The 16,949-nt window shown below is 64.2% G+C and carries 15 protein-coding genes; 5 read left to right on the top strand and 10 right to left on the bottom strand.

The features are described 5' to 3' along the window. Positions 1 to 63: 63 nt before the first annotated feature. The 9 genes from ACVIW0_RS24335 to ACVIW0_RS24295 form a co-directional block, all read right to left on the bottom strand. The gene (locus ACVIW0_RS24335) at positions 64 to 1,059 is read right to left on the bottom strand and encodes an NAD(P)H-dependent flavin oxidoreductase (RefSeq protein WP_461354645.1); all 996 of its coding nucleotides are present in this window, start codon (positions 1,057 to 1,059) and stop codon (positions 64 to 66) included. A gap of 246 nt (positions 1,060 to 1,305) precedes the next feature. Then, the gene (locus ACVIW0_RS24330) at positions 1,306 to 1,773 is read right to left on the bottom strand and encodes a CBS domain-containing protein (protein WP_461354644.1); all 468 of its coding nucleotides are present in this window, start codon (positions 1,771 to 1,773) and stop codon (positions 1,306 to 1,308) included. Between the two features lie 259 nt (positions 1,774 to 2,032). After that, complete coding sequence (gene oxlT, locus ACVIW0_RS24325) at positions 2,033 to 3,349, bottom strand: oxalate/formate MFS antiporter (protein WP_461354643.1); 1,317 nt, start codon at positions 3,347 to 3,349, stop codon at positions 2,033 to 2,035. A 231-nt stretch (positions 3,350 to 3,580) separates the two neighbouring features. Next, positions 3,581 to 4,873 carry an oxalate/formate MFS antiporter gene (gene oxlT, locus ACVIW0_RS24320; protein WP_461354642.1) on the bottom strand — a complete coding sequence of 431 codons (1,293 nt, stop codon included), beginning with the start codon at positions 4,871 to 4,873 and terminating at the stop codon, positions 3,581 to 3,583. Positions 4,874 to 5,128: 255 nt separating this feature from the next. Beyond that, complete coding sequence (locus ACVIW0_RS24315; RefSeq protein ID WP_461354641.1) at positions 5,129 to 5,281, bottom strand: hypothetical protein; 153 nt, start codon at positions 5,279 to 5,281, stop codon at positions 5,129 to 5,131. Between the two features lie 248 nt (positions 5,282 to 5,529). Then, positions 5,530 to 6,513 (bottom strand): cysteine synthase A, encoded by a 984-nt coding sequence (locus ACVIW0_RS24310; RefSeq protein ID WP_461354640.1) that lies wholly within the window; start codon positions 6,511 to 6,513, stop codon positions 5,530 to 5,532. Between the two features lie 202 nt (positions 6,514 to 6,715). Next, complete coding sequence (gene frc / locus ACVIW0_RS24305; protein ID WP_461354639.1) at positions 6,716 to 7,993, bottom strand: formyl-CoA transferase; 1,278 nt, start codon at positions 7,991 to 7,993, stop codon at positions 6,716 to 6,718. 61 nt (positions 7,994 to 8,054) lie between these two features. Beyond that, positions 8,055 to 9,788, bottom strand: a complete 1,734-nt coding sequence (gene oxc, locus ACVIW0_RS24300; RefSeq protein WP_461354638.1) for an oxalyl-CoA decarboxylase — start codon at positions 9,786 to 9,788, stop codon at positions 8,055 to 8,057. A gap of 71 nt (positions 9,789 to 9,859) precedes the next feature. After that, positions 9,860 to 10,555, bottom strand: coding sequence for a GntR family transcriptional regulator (locus ACVIW0_RS24295; protein ID WP_461357412.1), 696 nt, complete (start codon positions 10,553 to 10,555; stop codon positions 9,860 to 9,862). A 215-nt stretch (positions 10,556 to 10,770) separates the two neighbouring features. Between ACVIW0_RS24295 and ACVIW0_RS24290 the strand changes: the two genes are divergently transcribed. The 5 genes from ACVIW0_RS24290 to ACVIW0_RS24270 all read left to right on the top strand — a co-directional run bounded on the left by ACVIW0_RS24290 (position 10,771) and on the right by ACVIW0_RS24270 (position 16,242). Continuing rightward, positions 10,771 to 12,900 (top strand): acetate--CoA ligase family protein, encoded by a 2,130-nt coding sequence (locus ACVIW0_RS24290; protein ID WP_461354637.1) that lies wholly within the window; start codon positions 10,771 to 10,773, stop codon positions 12,898 to 12,900. Positions 12,901 to 13,054: 154 nt separating this feature from the next. After that, positions 13,055 to 13,462 (top strand): hypothetical protein, encoded by a 408-nt coding sequence (locus ACVIW0_RS24285; RefSeq protein WP_461354636.1) that lies wholly within the window; start codon positions 13,055 to 13,057, stop codon positions 13,460 to 13,462. Between the two features lie 158 nt (positions 13,463 to 13,620). Beyond that, a complete protein-coding gene (locus ACVIW0_RS24280) occupies positions 13,621 to 14,400 on the top strand; it encodes an NYN domain-containing protein (RefSeq protein WP_461354635.1) in 780 nt (259 codons plus the stop codon). A 212-nt stretch (positions 14,401 to 14,612) separates the two neighbouring features. Next, positions 14,613 to 15,002 carry a DUF1236 domain-containing protein gene (locus tag ACVIW0_RS24275; protein ID WP_461354634.1) on the top strand — a complete coding sequence of 130 codons (390 nt, stop codon included), beginning with the start codon at positions 14,613 to 14,615 and terminating at the stop codon, positions 15,000 to 15,002. A gap of 178 nt (positions 15,003 to 15,180) precedes the next feature. After that, the gene (locus tag ACVIW0_RS24270; RefSeq protein WP_461354633.1) at positions 15,181 to 16,242 is read left to right on the top strand and encodes a ketopantoate reductase family protein; all 1,062 of its coding nucleotides are present in this window, start codon (positions 15,181 to 15,183) and stop codon (positions 16,240 to 16,242) included. A 100-nt stretch (positions 16,243 to 16,342) separates the two neighbouring features. On the opposite strand, the gene ACVIW0_RS24265 is transcribed toward ACVIW0_RS24270, so the two are convergent. Next, positions 16,343 to 16,945, bottom strand: coding sequence for a thiamine pyrophosphate-dependent enzyme (locus ACVIW0_RS24265; protein ID WP_461354632.1), 603 nt, complete (start codon positions 16,943 to 16,945; stop codon positions 16,343 to 16,345). Positions 16,946 to 16,949 lie beyond the last annotated feature (4 nt).

Here is a 16,949-nt window from a genome sequence, read left to right as displayed (position 1 = left end):
TGGCCGTCGACCCTTCGAGACGCGCTGCGCGCTCCTCAGGGTGACGGATCACCAGTGGGGTATTTACTCCGCGGCCTGGCGCTTGGCCCCGGACATCATCGCCTCGAGCCGTTCGCGGATGATCGCTTCGGCCTCGTGGACGATGCGCGACACCAGCTCGGCGCAGGTCGGGATGTCGTGGATCAGGCCCTGCACCTGGCCGGCCGACCAGATGCCCTCGTCGGCATCGCCGGTCGCATAGACCATCTTGCCGCGGGCGCCGGCGACCAGCTCGCGGACGTCCTCGAACTTGGCGCCTGCCCTTTCCATCTGCACCACCTTGGTCGAGATCGCGTTCTTGGCGACGCGCGAGGTGTTGCGCATGGTGCGGAAGATCAGCTCGGTCTCGCGCTCGTCATTGGCGACGATGCGTTCCTTGACGAGTTGATGGATCGGGCTTTCCTTGGTGCACATGAAGCGCGTGCCCATGTTGATGCCTTCGGCGCCGAGTGCGAGGGCGGCGACGAGGCCGCGGGCATCGCCGAAGCCGCCGGAGGCGATCATCGGGATCTTCACCTTGTCGGCCGCGGCGGGGATCAGGATCAGGCCGGGCGTGTCGTCCTCGCCGGGATGTCCGGCGCATTCAAAGCCGTCGATCGAGATCGCGTCGGCGCCCATCCGCTCGGCGGACAGGGCGTGGCGCACGCTGGTGCATTTGTGCAGCACCTTGATGCCGTGCTTCTTGAACTCGTCGACATGCTCCTGCGGCTTGTTGCCGGCGGTCTCGACGATCTTGATGCCGCTCTCGATGATGGCCTGGCGATACTCGGCGTAGGGCGGGGGCTTGATCGCGGGCAGGATGGTCAGATTGACGCCGAACGGCTTGTCGGTCAGCTCGCGGCAGCGCGCGATCTCCTTGCGCAGATCGTCCGGCGTCGGCTGCGTCAGCGCGGTGATCATGCCGAGCGCGCCGGCATTGGCGACGGCGGCGACCAGCTCCGCGCGCCCGACCCATTGCATGCCGCCCTGCACGATCGGGTGGTCGACGCCGAACATTTCGGTGAAGCGTGTCTTGATCATTCTGCCCTCGTTTCCATCGGAATTTTCCGCGACGCGGACGGCTGCGCACGGTGTTGTTTTTGGATGTCGACGGAAGGATGCAGTCCGGTCCGGCAAATGTCTACCGGCGACCTGCGGCGCGCCCATGCGGAAATGACGGGACGCGCGGCGGTCCGCGCGAGGGCGGGGCAGAAGGCTTCGATGATCCGCTCAGGCGCTGGTGATCGACCACGCAGCGCCTGGCTGAGAGCGACAGGATCGAGACGGCTATTGGGTCGGCTGGGCCTGCTCGGACGTTTGATAGGCCGTCACGGTGCGCGCCATGGCAGCCGTCGCTTCCTCATCGAACGCGGCCGCGATGTCGCGCATGCTGACGACGCCGATCAGGCTGTAATTGTCGATCACCGGCACGTGGCGGATGTGGTGCTTGGTCATGAGATGACGGATGTGCTCGAGCGTGTCGCTCGAATTGCACGACACCAGCTGCTGCACCGAGACGAACTGCGACACCTTCATGTTGGCGCCGGCCGCACCGTGCGCGGCGATCGCGCGCACCACGTCGCGCTCGGTGAACATGCCGGCGCAGGTGTTGCCCTCGGTGCGAACGACATCCTTGACCACGAGCGCGCTGATATTGCTCGCACGCATCAGCTGCGCGGCGATCGCGACCGTCTCGTTCATGCGGACCGTGGCGACGCGGGGGGTCTTCTTGCGCAGGATATCTCCGACTTGCATGGCAACCTCCTTGGGATCATCGTTGATTGAAGTCTGGTATACATAATACCAATTGTCAACCAGCCGGCTGCATGAATCTACCACTGGCAAACAGCTTAAATAGGCAGGTTTGCTGACGTGTCGGACGATTGTGAGCGGTCGTGGGCCGGCAAGCGATCACAGCGATTTCAGTATCTGGTATCTGGCATCCCTGACGATGCCAAACGAAAGAGGCGCACGGAGTGCGCCTCAATCAGTCCGGCAGGTGATGATCTCCAGATCAGGCGGTTTTGGCGCCCGGTGCGGTCTCGGTCGCGGCGGCTGCTTCGTTGCCGTGGATGAAGGCGCGGCGCATCGGCTTGATCACGAACAGCGCCATCAACGCCGCGGTGGCGTTGAGCGCGACCGCGATCACGAACACCGCCTGCCAGCCATAGTTGGCGGCAACGATGCTGGCGGCCGGCACCAGCAGCGCGGCGGTGCCCTTCGCAGTGTAGAGCATGCCGTTGTTGGTGGTGGCGAACTTCGCGCCGAAGGTGTCGCCGGAGGTCGCCGGGAACAACGAGTAGATCTCGCCGAACACGCCGAAATAGACTGCGGTCGCCAGCACGAACACCAGCGGGTTGTGGCCCCAGGTCGACAGCGTCAGCAGCATCAGCGCGCCGGTGCCGAACGCGATGAACATGGTGTGCTCGCGGCCGATATTGTCGGAGACCCAGCCGAAGAACGGCCGTCCGAAGCCGTCGAAGATGCGGTCGAGCGAGATCGCAAAGGTCAGCGCGGCCATCTGGAAGCCGGCGAGCGACACCGGCGTATTGGCAATCTTGTAGTCGTGCGCGATCGGCGCGATCTGCGCCGCCGCCATCAGGCCGCCGGAGGCGACCATCACGAACACCAGATACATCACCCAGAAGATCGGGCTGCGCAGCACCTGCGGCGGCGTGAAATCGATCTTGGTCTGCGGCAGATTGAGCTGCTTCTTCTTCGGCGGGATCGTGACTGAGGGCCTCTGGATGAAGAAGGCGAGGATGAAGACGATCAATCCCTGCCCGATGCCGAAATCGAAGAACGCGGCCTGATAGCCGCTCGCGGCGATCATGTTGGCGATCGGCACCACAGTGATCGCCGCACCCGCGCCGAAGCCGGCCGCCGTTGCGCCGGCGGCGAGGCCGCGGCGATCGGGAAACCATTTCAGCGCATTGCCGACGCAGGTGCCGTACACCGCGCCCGCGCCGATGCCGCCGACCACGGCCGCAACGTAGAGCAGGGTCAGGGAGTCCGCATAGGAGTTCAGCACCCAGGCCAGCGCGATCATGATGCCGCCGAACATGATGACGATCCGCGGACCGTATTTGTCGACGAACCAGGCCTCGACCGGCACCAGCCAGGTCTCGGTCACGACGAAAATCGTGAAGGCGAACTGGATCGCCGCGCGGCCCCAGTGGTGCGCGCCGTCGATCGGATCGACGAACAGCGTCCAGCCATATTGCAGGTTCGCGATCATCGCCATGCAGACGATGCCCATGACGAGCTGCAGCCAGCGGAAGCCGCTGGACGAAGGTTGAGCTTGTGTTGCGGCAGTATTGCTGGAAACCATCAAGTCCTCCCGAGCGCGCCTGGTCTTCGTGAGACCCAGTGTCGCAATTCTTGTGGCGTATCGTCGCAAGCGCTCGGCGGAAGTTGGTATACTATATCCCAGAAAGCAAGCTGATATTCTGCTGCGACGCAGCAAAACTGGCATACTTTGGCTTCACGGCGGGTGCCGAAACATGAAAAACGCCCGGCGATCGGCCGGGCGTTTTCGTAAGCGGAAGAGTGGGTGCGTTGCTTACACCGTCGCCGATTTCGCGACCACGATTTTCCGCCATGGCTTGAGCACCGCGATCGCAAGCAGCGAGGCCAGGATGTTGGCACCGGCCGCGACCATGAACACACTGTCCCAATGGCCCGACGACTGCTGCATGTAGTTGGCGATCGGCACCAGCAGCGCGGCGGTGCCTTTCGCGGTGTAGAGCAGGCCGGCGTTCGTGGTGGCGAACTTGGCGCCGAACGTATCCGTGCAGGTCGAGGGGAATAGCGAGTAGATCTCGCCCCAGGCAAAGAACACGAAGCCCGAGAGCAGCACGAACCAGATCGGATCGTGACCCCAGAGATAGAGCATCCAGATGCCGAAGCCTTCCATGCCGAAGGCGATGAACATCGTGTTCTCGCGGCCGATCATGTCGGAGATCCAGCCGAAGAACGGACGCGTCAAACCGTTGAGCACGCGGTCGATCGTTGCCGCGAAGGTCACCGCGGTCATGGTCATGCCGATCAGCGTCACCGGGATGCTGTCGACCTTCCAGTCGACCGCGATCGGCTTCAAATTCGCCGTGACCATCAACCCGCCGGCGCCGACGATCACGAACATGAAGTACATCAGCCAGAAGATGGGCTGGCGCAGCACTTCCGTCGGCTGATAGTTGCGCCTGGTCTGGATCAGATTGGCGTTCTGCACCACCTGCGGCACTTGCCCCGCCTTCGGCGCAAGCAGGAAGAAGGCGAGCAGCACGATGATGATGCCCTGGCCGAGACCGAAATACAGGAAGGTGGTCTGGAAGCCGGAGTCCTTGATCATCGCCTGGATCGGCGCCACCGTGAGCGCGGAGCCGGCGCCGAAACCGGCGGCGGTGATGCCTGCGGCGAGGCCGCGCTTGTCGGGAAACCATTTCAGCGCGTTGCCGACGCAGGTGCCATAGACGCCGCCGGCGCCGATGCCGGCGATGATCATGCCGAGATAGTAGCCGTTCAGCGAGGTCGCCTGCGCGTTGATCGCCCACCCGATTGCGCACAGGATGCCGCCGATCAGCACGACGAGGCGCGGACCGTATTTATCGACGAACCAGCCTTCGACCGGCACCAGCCAGGTCTCGAACAGCACGAAGAGGGTAAAGGCCCATTGGATCGAGGCGCGATCCCATCCAAACTTCTTTTGGATGTCGGGGACGAAGAACGTCCACCCGTATTGGTAGTTTGCGATCATCACCATCGCGGCGACGCCGATCGCGAGTTGCGTCCAGCGATAGGTGTCGCTGACACGCGCGGCCGCGGGAGCCGCAGTTGCCTGAACCATGTCCGACATTGATCCTCCCAGTACGCGCTTATGGTCATTCTGCTTTTGGCGCGGCGTGGTCATCTTGGTATTCGATATGCCAAGGTTCAAGCTGTCGCAGGGGTGGCGTGCGCATATGCCGCAGAAGACTCAGGCGCGCGCGAACACTAGTCCAGTGCGCAAAAAAATGGCCCCGAAAACCGGGGCCATTGGTCGAAGGTTCAATGTCAGGTCGCATCTTGCGCCGAAACAGCCGCGGCGAAGCGCGCCTGTAATCCCGGGGCCTTAGAGACCGAAGCGCGGCAGGTCGCCGTTGCGGTTGGCGATCTCCGCGCTTTTCATCAGCAGACGGTCGATCGAGGCCAGCAGGCGGCCGAGCAGGGTATCGGCGGGCGCGAGCGCGATGGCGGTGGTCTTGATGGCAGTGGTCTTGGACATTGTCGTCCCCTTTGGCTGGAGGCCAGCAACGGGCCGGCTCATCATCTGCCGCCAAACTATGTATACCAGATGCCAGATACAACGAGCTTGTTTGCATAGCAGCATTCACGACTGTGCAATGCAGCAAAATGAGCCGATTGGCATCCCAGATCGGGGCTTCTGGCCGCCATCTTGCTGGGATGAGGGCGGGGAAGATGAGAGCGGCGGGGCGGCTGATGGAGGTGCAATTCCGTACCCCGACGGCCGCCTCAACTCATCCAGCGTGGCAGCGGCAGGTTTTTCTTGCGCAGGAAGTCTGCGTTGAAAAGCTTGGACTGGTAGCGTTGGCCGCCGTCGGCGAGGATGGTGACGATGGTCTTGCCGGGGCCGAGTTCGCGCGCAAGCCGCATCGCGCCTGTGATGTTGATCGCGCTGGAGCCGCCCAGCACCAATCCCTCATGCTCGATCAGGTCGAACAGCACAGGGAGCGCCTCCTGATCCGTGATCCGGTAGGCCATGTCGATCGGTGTGCCTTCGAGATTCCTGGTAATGCGGACCTGACCGATGCCCTCGGTGATCGAGTCGCCCTCGATCGTCAGCTCGCCCCTGGTGAACCAGTTGTAGAGGGCGGCGCCCATGGGATCACTCAGCGCGATCTTCACGTCGGGGTTACGTTCTTTCAGGGCGCGCGCGACCCCGCCCAAAGTGCCGCCACTGCCGACGGCACAGGTGAAACCGTCGATCCGGCCGTCGGTCTGCCGCCAGATCTCCGGACCGGTGGTGCGATAATGGCCGTCGCTGTTGGCGACATTGTCGAACTGATTGGCCCAGAAAGCGCCGAGTTCCACGGCGAGGCGGCCGGAATAGCGCGCATAGTGGCCGGATTCGGAATAGGGCACCGCAGGGATCAGGCGCAGATCGGCGCCATAGAGCCGCAGCAGATCCTGCTTCTCCCGGCTTTGCGTGTCGGGCATCACGATCACCGAACGATAGCCGCGCGCATTGGCGACCAGCGCGATGCCGATGCCGACATTGCCGGCGGTGCCTTCCACGATGACGCCGCCCGGCTTCAGCTCGCCGCGCCGCTCGGCGTCGTCGATGATCGCCAGCGCCGCGCGATCCTTGATCGAGCCGCCGGGATTGAGGAATTCGGCCTTGCCGTAGATGTTGCAGCCGGTGGCTTCCGATGGCCCGCGCAGCCTGATCAGGGGCGTGTTGCCGATCGCCTCCAGCACACCCGAGCGAACATTCATGCTGCCGCACCCTTTGTTTGTTCCGGTATCCTACGCCGGGCTGGTCAGTGCGTTGGTGCTGTTCTCGGCTTGATTTGGGAAGCATCTCTCTCGCTGGCGCGGCGAGCGCAGCGCGTTTGTTCTTTTGTGCAGATTTCCCTATCGCAAACAAAAATGGCCGCGGTTGCCCGCGGCCATTCGTGATGTCGATTGATCGCTGGCCTTACTCCGCCGCCTGCTTGCGCGGCGGATCCAGCGCGCCGGAATCGTGGATCTCGGCGACCTGGTGATCGCTGAAGCCGAGCACCTCGCGCAGGATCTCATCGGTGTGCTCGCCGAGCAGCGGCGAGCGCTGAACGTCGCTCGGCGAATCCGACAGCTTGATCGGGTTGCCGACCGAGAGATACTTGCCGCGGGTCGGGTGATCGACCTCGACCACGGTGCCGGTCGCGCGCAGCGACTGGTCTTCGGCGAGTTCCTTCATCGACAGGATCGGGCCGCAGGGGATGTCGTCCCGGTTGAGGATCTCCATCGCCTCGAATTTTGTCTTCGTCATCGTCCACTGTTCGATACGAGCAAAAATCTCGTTGAGGCGCGGCAGGCGGGCCGGCGGCTTGGCGTAGTTCGGATCGGTCTTCCAAGAGGGCTCGCCGATCACGTCGCAGATCTTCTCCCAGACCGGGGCCTGGGTGATGAAGTAGATGTAGGCGTTCGGGTCGGTCTCCCAGCCCTTGCACTTCAGGATGCGGCCGGGCTGGCCGCCGCCGGAATCGTTGCCGGCGCGCGGCACGGCATCGCCGAACGGAATGCCTTCGCCGTATTGGCTGTATTCCTTCAGCGGCCCATGGGCGAGGCGCTGCTGGTCGCGCAGCTTGACGCGCGACAGGTTCAGAACCCCGTCCTGCATCGCCGCGGTGACGCGCTGGCCACGACCGGAGTGGGTGCGCTGATAGAGCGCGGTGACGATGCCGAGCGCGAGATGCAACCCGGTGCCGCTATCGCCGATCTGCGCGCCGGTGACCAGCGGCAGGCCGTCGCGGAAGCCGGTGGTCGAGGCGGCGCCGCCGGTGCACTGCGCGACGTTCTCGTAGACCTTGCAGTCCTCATACGGGCCGGGGCCGAAACCCTTGATCGAGGCGACGATCATCTTCGGGTTGATGGCCTGGATCTTCTCCCAGGGGAAGCCCATGCGATCGAGCACGCCGGGCCCGAAATTCTCCACCAGCACGTCGCACTGCTTGATCAGCGCGGTCAGCACTTCCTTGCCCTTCGGGTTCTTGGTGTCGAGCGTGATCGAGCGCTTGTTGTGGTTCAGCATGGTGAAATACAGGCTGTCCACGTTCGGAATGTCCTGCAGCTGGCCGCGCGTGATGTCGCCGACGCCGGGACGCTCGACCTTGATCACGTCGGCGCCGAACCAGGCCAGCAATTGCGTGCAGGTCGGACCCGACTGGACGTGGGTGAAATCGAGAATGCGAACGCCCTTCAGCGCCTTTGTCATAATGTTTTGCTCCGTACTCTAATTTGCCCCTGCACCCGCAGGGAGTGATGGGTTGAGGGGTTTACTTCTTCTTGCTCAGGACGCTCTGCGGATTGAGGTTGCCGATGCGGCCGCTCTCCGAGCCCGCCGCCGGATCGATCACGGCATTGATCAGTGTTGGCTTGCCCGAATCCAGCGCCGCGTTGACCGCGCGCTTCAATTCGTCGGGCGAGGTGGCGTTGACGCCGACGCCGCCGAAGGCTTCCATCATCTTGTCGTAACGCGAACCCTTGACGAACACGGTGGTCGCCGGATCGTCGCTTGTGCCGTTGACGTCGGTGCCGCGATAGATGCCGTCATTGTTGAAGATCACGACGCAGATCGGCAGCTTGTAGCGGCAGATGGTCTCGACCTCCATGCCGGAAAAACCAAAGGCGCTGTCGCCTTCGACCGCGAGCACCGGCAAGCCGGTCTCGACCGCGGCCGCGATCGAATAGCCCATGCCGATGCCCATCACGCCCCAGGTGCCGACGTCGAGCCGCTTGCGCGGCTTGTGCATGTCGACGACGCCGCGGGCCAGGTCGAGCGTGTTGGCGCCCTCGTTGACGAAGATGGTGTCCGGACGTTCCGCGATGATGGCGCGCAGCGCGCCGAGGGCGCCGTGATAGTCCATCGGCGAGGCGTTGCTCATCAGTTTCGGCGCCATCTTGGCGACGTTGTCGTCGCGCTTCTTGGCGACGGTGGCGAGCCAGTCGCTCGGTGCGGCCGGCCAGTTCGCGCCCATCGCATCGAGGAACGCGGCGACGCAGGAGCCGATATCGCCGACCACGGGAGCTGCGATCTCGACGTTGGAATCCATTTCCTTCGGCTCGATGTCGACCTGGATGAATTTCTTCGGAGCCTCGCCCCAGGTCTTGCCCTTGCCGTGCGACAGCAGCCAGTTGAGCCGGGCGCCGATCAGCATCACGACGTCGGCTTCCTTCAGCACGGTGGAACGCGCGGCACCCGCGCATTGCGGATGCAGGTCGGGCAGCAGGCCCTTGGCCATGCTCATCGGCAGGAACGGCACGCCGCTCTTCTCGACGAAAGTCTTGATCGCCTCGTCGGCCTGCGCGTAGGCCGCGCCCTTGCCGAGGATAACAAGCGGACGCTTTGCGCTCTTCAGGACATCGAGCGCGCGCTTCACCGACGACGGGGAGGGGATCTGCTCGGGCGCCGCATCGATCACCTTGACCAGCGACTTCTGGCCGGCGTCGGCATTCATCACCTGCGAGAACAGCTTTGCCGGCAGGTCGAGATAGACGCCGCCCGGGCGGCCCGACACCGCGGCGCGGATCGCGCGCGCAAGGCCGATGCCGATGTCCTGGGCGTGCAGCACGCGGAACGCCGCCTTGCACAGCGGCTTGGCGATCGCGAGCTGGTCCATCTCCTCATAGTCGCCCTGCTGCAAATCGACGATCTCGCGCTCGGACGAGCCCGAGACCAGGATCATCGGGAAGCAGTTGGTGGTGGCATGCGCCAGCGCGGTGAGGCCGTTGAGGAAGCCGGGGGCGGACACCGTGAGGCAGACGCCGGGCTTTTTGGTCAGGAAGCCGGCGATCGAGGCCGCATAGCCGGCGTTCTGCTCGTGGCGGAACGAGAGCACGCGAATGCCCGCCGCCTGGGCCATGCGGCCCAGGTCCGTGATCGGGATACCCGGCACACCATAGATGGTGTTGATGCCGTTGAGCTTGAGCGCATCGATGACGAGGTGGAAGCCATCAGTCAGTTCTTGCTCGGTGCCCGGTGCCTCGGACTTCGCAGCGGTATTCAGCATCGGCATCGTCTCCCTGATCGTTCTTGTTCGGACGATCTGTTTGTCGTCAGAAGCGTGTGGACTCGAAGTATCTAAGTGAACAGTTCCTGACCGTGCGCCTCGACATAGGCGGCAAGACCAAGCGTGTGATCGCGCGCGCGCTTCTCGGCAAGCTCGGTGTCGCGTGCTTCCAGTGCCTCGATGATCCCGAGATGCTCGGGCAGCGAGGTCGCGGTGCGGTCCTTGCGGCCGATCGTGAGCTGGCGATAGCCGCGCACATGCAGCAGGAGGTCGTTGGTGAGGTCGACCAGCACCGGCGATTCCGACAGCGAGATCAGCGCCTGGTGGAAGGCGATGTTGGCCCTGGAATATTCCTCGACGTGATCCTGCGGCAGGCGGTCGTCGCTGAAGTCCTTGAAGAAGTCGCGCAGCGCCGAGATGTCCTTCTTGCGCGCGGTGGTGGTGATCAGGCGCGCCGCCATGCTCTCCAGCGCCGCCCAGGCGCGGATCATGTCGACGATCTCCGACTTGGTGCGGCGGACCACGATGATGCCGCGGCGCGGCACGGTCTTCACGAAGCCGTCCTGCTCGAGCATCGCGATGGCTTCGCGGATCGGCGTGCGGCTGACGCCGAGACGCTCGGACAACGCGCGCTCGTCGAGCATCACCGGCTCGGGCGTCGCGTAGATGTCCATCTTCAGAATCGCTTCCTTCAAGGCTTCATAGGCCTTGTTCTTGAAGCTCGTCTCCGGCGCGATCCGGACGATGGCGATATCTGTGTCAGCCATGTTGGGCGACGCCTTGGTCTGTTTCGGTTCAGGCACGACTCGTCTCCTCCTCTTGGAGACGTCTTCTTAGCAGAAGAAATTACCCTAGATTTTTGGCATGCCAAATACCAGAATGTCAAGACGTGCTTATTTTTCGGCATTTTTGGGGGACGACCGACCTTGACAATTGCGTTTTTGGCATACCAAATGCCACGAATTGTCCCAGGAGGAAGCCGATGTCAAATTCGAAGGATGCGGTCCGCAAAATTCTCGATGCGGTCAAGGCCGACAAGCGCACGAGCCTCACCGCGCCCGAAGGCAAGGTGGTCTGCGACGCCTACGGCATTCGGGTGCCGAAGGAGGGCGTCGCCAAGTCGGCCTCCGAGGCCGCGCGGATCGCCTCCGAGATGGGCTTCCCGGTCGTGATGAAGATCGTCTCGCCCGACATCCTGCACAAGACCGAGGCGGGCGGCGTGGTGGTCGGCGTCAAGAGCGCCGCTGACGCCGAGAAGAGCTACGAGACCATCCTGGCCAACGCCAGGAAGTACAAGGCCGACGCCAAGATCGAGGGCATCCAGGTCCAGCAGATGCTGGGCGGCGGCACCGAGGTGATCGTCGGCTCGATCACCGACGGCTCGTTCGGCAAGCTGGTCGCCTTCGGCCTGGGCGGCGTGCTGGTCGAAATCCTCAAGGACATCACCTTCCGCCTTGCGCCGGCGACGAAAGAGGACGCGCTGTCGATGCTCGACGGCATCCAGGCCCATGAGATGCTGAAGGGCGTGCGCGGCGGCGAGCCGGTCAACCGCGAGGCGCTCGCCGACGTCATCGTCAAGGTGTCGCAGCTGGTCAGCGATTTCCCCGAAATCGTCGAGCTCGACCTCAATCCGGTGTTCGCCACCAGCAAGAATGCGATCGCCGCCGACGTCCGCATCGTCGTCGACTTCGACTACAAGCCGCGCCCGGCGCCGCGTCCGACCGAAGAGATCGTCGCCGCGATGAACCGCATCATGCAGCCGAAGGGCGTGGCCGTGATCGGCGCCTCCGCCGAGGACGGCAAGATCGGCAACTCCGTGATGAAGAACCTCATCAACGGCGGCTACAAGGGCGAGATCTATCCGATCCACCCCAAGGCAGAAGAGATTTTGGGCTACAAGGCCTACAAGAGCGTCAAGGACGTGCCCGGCGTGATCGACACCGCGGTGTTCGCGATCCCGGCGAAGTTCGTCGCCGGCGCGCTCGCCGAATGCGGCGAGAAGAAAATCCCGGGCGCAGTGCTGATTCCCTCGGGCTTCGCCGAAGCCGGCGCGCCGGAATTGCAGGCCGAGATCGTCGAGGTCGGCAAGAAGTACAACATCCGCCTGATGGGGCCGAACATCTACGGCTTCTACTACACGCCGGCCAATCTCTGCGCCACGTTCTGTACCGCCTATGACGTCAAGGGCCACGCCGCGCTGTCGTCGCAGTCGGGCGGCATCGGCATGGCGATCATCGGCTTCTCGCGCTCGGCGAAGATGGGCGTGTCGGCAATCGTTGGTCTGGGCAACAAGTCCGATATCGACGAGGACGATCTGCTCGCCTTCTTCGAGCAGGATCCTAACACCAACCTGATCGCGCAGCACTGCGAGGACCTGAAGGACGGCCGCGCCTTCGCGGAAGCCGCCAAGCGCGTCTCCAAGAAGAAGCCGGTGGTCGTGCTCAAGGCCGGCCGCACCTCCGCGGGTGCGAAGGCCGCCTCGTCGCACACCGGCGCGCTCGCCGGCAACGACAAGATCTATGAGGACGTGTTCAAGCAGTCCGGCGTGATCCGCGCGCGTTCGCTCCGGCAGCTCCTGGAATTCGCCCGCGGCGTGCCGGTGCTGCCGACGCCGAAAGGCGAGAACGTGCTGATCATCACCGGCGCCGGCGGCTCCGGCGTGCTGCTGTCGGATTCCGTGGTCGACAACGGCTTGTCGCTGATGGCGATGCCGCCGGATCTCGATACCGCGTTCCGCAAGTTCATCCCGCCGTTCGGCGCGGCCGGAAATCCTGTTGATATCACCGGCGGCGAGCCGCCGATCACCTATGTCAACACCGTGAAGCTCGGCCTGTCGGATGAGCGCATCCACGCGCTGATCCTTGGCTACTGGCACACCATCGTGACGCCGCCGATGGTGTTCGCGCGCAACATGGTCGAGGTGAAGAAGGAGATGGAGGCCAAGGGCTTCGTCAAGCCGATCGTCGCCTCGCTCGCGGGCGACGTCGAGGTCGAGGAGGCTGCCGAATATCTCTACCAGAACGGCATCCCGGCCTACGCCTATTCGACCGAACTGCCGGTCGAGGTGCTCGGCGCCAAGTACAAATGGGCCCGCGGCGCCGGCCTGTTGTGATCTGACCCAACGATCGACGCCGCTTCGGATCGCTTCCGAAGCGGCATCAAGACCCGGTTAACGGCATCCGAGAAAACGGGGGCTAACGGATAATCCGGCTTTAACGGGCGACCGATTACACGTCGCCTGGGTTGCACGGAGGCGTTTTCCCCACATGTCGGTTCAGGTCGATTCGGATTTTGCGAGCGAAGATCGCGCACGTGCGCAGATCGGTGCGGCGGTGAGCTTTTTGCTCCGGGACACGAGCGGCATCGCGCGCGAGCATGCCGTCGAAGCCATCGTCGAGATGGTGCGCCAGGTTGCAAGTCTGCCGCCAACGCTGGACACGCCATCGATTCAGCCGCTGATGAGCGGCATCGCCTATCGCGACTTCGTCATCGATGCCTACCGCCGCGATGTCGATCGCTGGCGCGCGACCATCCGCCGGTCGAACGGCAAGAAAATCCGGATCGCCTCGCCGCCGGCGGTGCGCGACGAGGCAACGACGACGGCGGATGCGATCACCGCCGAAAAGGCCATCGAGTTCGCCAGGCGGGCAATCGACATGGGCGAGGTGCTCTGAGCCGTAGTACGGCGCTAAGGCTGCCGCGGCGGCAAACGTCGGGGCGATAAGGCTCGGCCTATGCTTGGGACGCGCGATGTGCTCCGATACGGCGGCTGCGCCGGTTCCGAAGTCGTCGACCGGAATCTCGATCCATCGTGTCCCAGCCGAGAAATGCCATGCCGTCCGAACTCCGCTCGCCCCGCCTCGCCGTCCTGATCGACGCCGACAATGCGTCCGCAAAGATCGCCGACGGGCTGTTCGAGGAGATCGCCAAGATCGGTGAAGCCAGCGTGCGCCGCATCTACGGCGACTTCTCCAATCCGAGGTCCAGGGCCTGGGCCGATATCCTGTCGAAGCACGCCATCATCCCCCAGCAGCAATTCGCTTACACCACCGGCAAGAATGCATCCGACATCACCCTGGTGATCGACGCCATGGACCTGCTGCACAGCGGCCGGTTCGACGGCTTCTGCCTGGTGTCGTCGGACAGCGATTTCACCCGGCTCGCCGCCCGCATCCGCGAGCATGGCATCGACGTGTTCGGGTTCGGCGAGCAGAAGACGCCGGAAAGCTTCCGGCAGGCTTGCCGCCGGTTCGTCTACACGGAGAATTTGCGCGGCGGCGCGACGAGCCATAAGGATGCGGCCGTGCGTCCCCAGCCTCTGCAGCCGCCGGACGCCGCCACGCCCATCCTCAAGAACGTGATCAGCCAGATGGCCAGCGAAGACGGCTGGGTGACGCTCGGCGAGGTTGGACGGCAGCTCGCCAATCTCGCATCGGATTTCGATCAAAGGACCTACGGCTTCCGCACCCTCGGTGAACTGGTGCGCAGGACCAACGCGTTCGAGATCGAGTCGAAGGGCGGGACGATGCGGATTCGCATCAAGCCGGCGGCTGCGCCGCCGCCAAGACGGCGCGCGCCAAGACGGCGAATCGATCAGAAATCGCCGCAATGAAAAGCGCGCGGCTGCGCTGAAACGGTCTTTGAATCTGAACCAATGATGAATGCCGCTACGGATAAATATCCGGAGCGGCATCTTCATTTGCGTGGGAACTGAACGAGTTGCGGCGGAACTGGAATTTCCGCACAAGTTGCCGCGCTGGAACGGGAACGTCTCGTTCCCTGCGGTGTTGAAGGGGGCGTCTTGCAACTCGGAGGAGGACAACCATGAACAAGCGTTTTGCCGTTTCCCTTGTCGCCGCGGCCTCGCTGCTCGCGTCCGGGTCGGCCTTCGCGCAGTCGACGACTGCCGCGGGCGCCGCCAACGGTGCGCGGGCCGGTGGCGAGATTGCGGGCCCGGTCGGTGAGATCGTCGGCGGTACGGTTGGTGCTGCAGTCGGCGCCGGCCTCGAGATTCCGAATGCCGTGATCGGGGCGGTCCCGCGCGACGAGCCGTCGGTCGTGGTGCGTGATCGCGTCGTGGTCGGCGAGCCGCTGCCCGACACCGTCGTGCTGCGCCCGGTGCCGCGCTACACCGAGTATCGCTATGCCGTGGTCAATGATCGCCGCGTCATCGTGGAGCCGCGCACCCGCCGGATCGTGAAGATCATCGACTGATCGCGCGTGTTCCCGCTTGTCGACATCCTCGCGGGCAGATCGCCCGCGAGGATTTTCGCATGGCACAGGCCCGCTTTTTTCATGAAGCGGCCGGTTGGCCTGACGGCCCGATCCCCTAGACTGGCCGGCAACGGAAGGACGCAGCAAGCGTCCGCGGTCAACAGCAGGGGATGGAAACATGGGTCGCAAGATCGTGATCGTCGGCGCCGGTGCGGTCGGCGGCTATGCCGGTGCGCATATGGTGCAGGCGGGTGAGGACGTCACCTTCATCGATCCCTGGCCCGAGCATGTCGCGCACATGCGCAAGCACGGGCTGCGCGTCACCCATGCGATGGACGTGGCGGAGTTCTCGGTGCCGGTGCGCGCGCTCGATGTCACGGACGCGCAGCAGCTCGCAAAGGAGAAGCCGGCCGATATCGCCTTCGTCTGCATGAAGTCCTACGACACGGCCTGGGCCACCATGCTGATCCGGCAATATCTGGCGGCCGACGGCTATGTTGTGTCGCTGCAGAACTGCATGAACGAGGAGACCATCGCCGGCGTCGTCGGCTGGGGCAAGACGCTCGGCTGCATCGCAAGCAGCATCACCGTCAATCTGCCAGAGCCCGGCCATATCCACCGCGGTGCCGGCAAGGGCGGAGCGGCGCACACCGTCTTTCGCGCCGGCGAGGTGCATGGCCGCATCACCGCCCGGGCCGAGGAGGTGTGCCGGCTGGTCGGCTATTCCGACAGCGCCAAGGTGACTTCAAATCTCTGGGGCGAGCGCTGGTCCAAGCTGGTCGCCAATGTAATGGGCAACGGGCTATCGGCCTGCACCGGCCTATCGGGCCGCGAGGTGCTGCAAAACGAACCGCTGCGCCGCTTCTCGACCAAGCTCGGCAGCGAGGCGATCCGCGTCGGCCAGGCGCAGGGCTATCAGCTCGAGGAGATCCTGCATCTGCCGCCCGAGACCATCGCTCGCGCCGGCGAGGGCGACGAGGCAGCAACGCGCGCCTGCGACGAGCAACGTTTCAAGGACGCCAAGCGCACCTCGTCGGCGCAGCGCCCCTCGATGGGCCAGGACATGCAGAAGGGCCGCCGCACCGAGATCGAATTCCTCAACGGTTTTGTGGTGCGCGAGGGCGAGAAGCTCGGCATCGCCTGCAGCGCCAACGCCGCGCTGACCGACATCGTCAAGCGCGTCGAACGCGGCGAACTCGCGCCGGATCCGCAGCACATCACGGAGTTGAGGATGAATTGAGCGGCGCTCGACGCCCCGACGCGGACCGCCGTCATTGCGAGGAGCGAAGCGACGAAGCAATCCATCTTCCCATGCGCGGCGGAAATATTGAGGCAGTCGCCTAAAGCAGCTGCCGGACCCCCATCCCGTTCATGAACCGCTCGCGGATCTGCACGGGGTCGCGCCGCGTCGTGCCGGTGCCGGGCTTGTCGTCGATGCGAACGCCGATCAGCGTCGGGCCTTCGATCTGCTTCGACTGCGCGATCAGCCGCTCGAAATCGTCCTCGTCGGCGGCCCACGAGCTGTTGGCAAGGCCGCTGGCGATCGCGACCGCGACGATGTCGGTATGGCCGGCGGCCGGCGTCGGCTGGCTGCCTGTGATCTGGTAGATGCCGTTGTCCATCACCACCATGGTCAAGTTCGGCGGCGCCAGCGTCGCAACGGTCGAGAGGCAGCCGAGCTGCATCAACAGCGAGCCGTCGCCCTCCAGCGCGAACACGCGCCGCTTCGGCTGCGCCAGCGCGACGCCGAGCGCGATCGGAAACGCAAGTCCCATGCTGCCCAGCATGTAGAAATTCTGCGGGCGGTGGCCGGCGGCCCACAGATCAAAGTTGGTGTTGCCGATGCCGCCGATCACGGCCTCGTCCGTCAGACCGGCGACGAGGCGCTGGGTGAGATCGAGCCGGTTCATCACCTTGGTGTTGCGTGCGTGGGTGTTGGTCATGGCT

The sequence above is a fragment of the Bradyrhizobium sp. USDA 4454 genome, assembly GCF_054822705.1.
Note: the sequence above shows the minus strand (reverse complement) of the source record. Positions and strands in the feature narration are given on the sequence as shown.

Coding starts and splice junctions, on each gene's coding strand:
- oxlT (WP_461354642.1), bottom strand. CDS start 4,873: ATGTCGGACATGGTTCAGGCAACTGCGGCTCCCGCGGCCGCGCGTGTC.
- ACVIW0_RS24290 (WP_461354637.1), top strand. CDS start 10,771: ATGTCAAATTCGAAGGATGCGGTCCGCAAAATTCTCGATGCGGTCAAG.
- ACVIW0_RS24315 (WP_461354641.1), bottom strand. CDS start 5,281: ATGTCCAAGACCACTGCCATCAAGACCACCGCCATCGCGCTCGCGCCC.
- ACVIW0_RS24265 (WP_461354632.1), bottom strand. CDS start 16,945: ATGACCAACACCCACGCACGCAACACCAAGGTGATGAACCGGCTCGAT.
- oxlT (WP_461354643.1), bottom strand. CDS start 3,349: ATGGTTTCCAGCAATACTGCCGCAACACAAGCTCAACCTTCGTCCAGC.
- oxc (WP_461354638.1), bottom strand. CDS start 9,788: ATGCTGAATACCGCTGCGAAGTCCGAGGCACCGGGCACCGAGCAAGAA.
- ACVIW0_RS24310 (WP_461354640.1), bottom strand. CDS start 6,513: ATGAATGTTCGCTCGGGTGTGCTGGAGGCGATCGGCAACACGCCCCTG.
- ACVIW0_RS24330 (WP_461354644.1), bottom strand. CDS start 1,773: ATGCAAGTCGGAGATATCCTGCGCAAGAAGACCCCCCGCGTCGCCACG.
- ACVIW0_RS24270 (WP_461354633.1), top strand. CDS start 15,181: ATGGGTCGCAAGATCGTGATCGTCGGCGCCGGTGCGGTCGGCGGCTAT.
- ACVIW0_RS24280 (WP_461354635.1), top strand. CDS start 13,621: ATGCCGTCCGAACTCCGCTCGCCCCGCCTCGCCGTCCTGATCGACGCC.
- frc (WP_461354639.1), bottom strand. CDS start 7,993: ATGACAAAGGCGCTGAAGGGCGTTCGCATTCTCGATTTCACCCACGTC.
- ACVIW0_RS24285 (WP_461354636.1), top strand. CDS start 13,055: ATGTCGGTTCAGGTCGATTCGGATTTTGCGAGCGAAGATCGCGCACGT.
- ACVIW0_RS24275 (WP_461354634.1), top strand. CDS start 14,613: ATGAACAAGCGTTTTGCCGTTTCCCTTGTCGCCGCGGCCTCGCTGCTC.
- ACVIW0_RS24335 (WP_461354645.1), bottom strand. CDS start 1,059: ATGATCAAGACACGCTTCACCGAAATGTTCGGCGTCGACCACCCGATC.
- ACVIW0_RS24295 (WP_461357412.1), bottom strand. CDS start 10,555: ATGGCTGACACAGATATCGCCATCGTCCGGATCGCGCCGGAGACGAGC.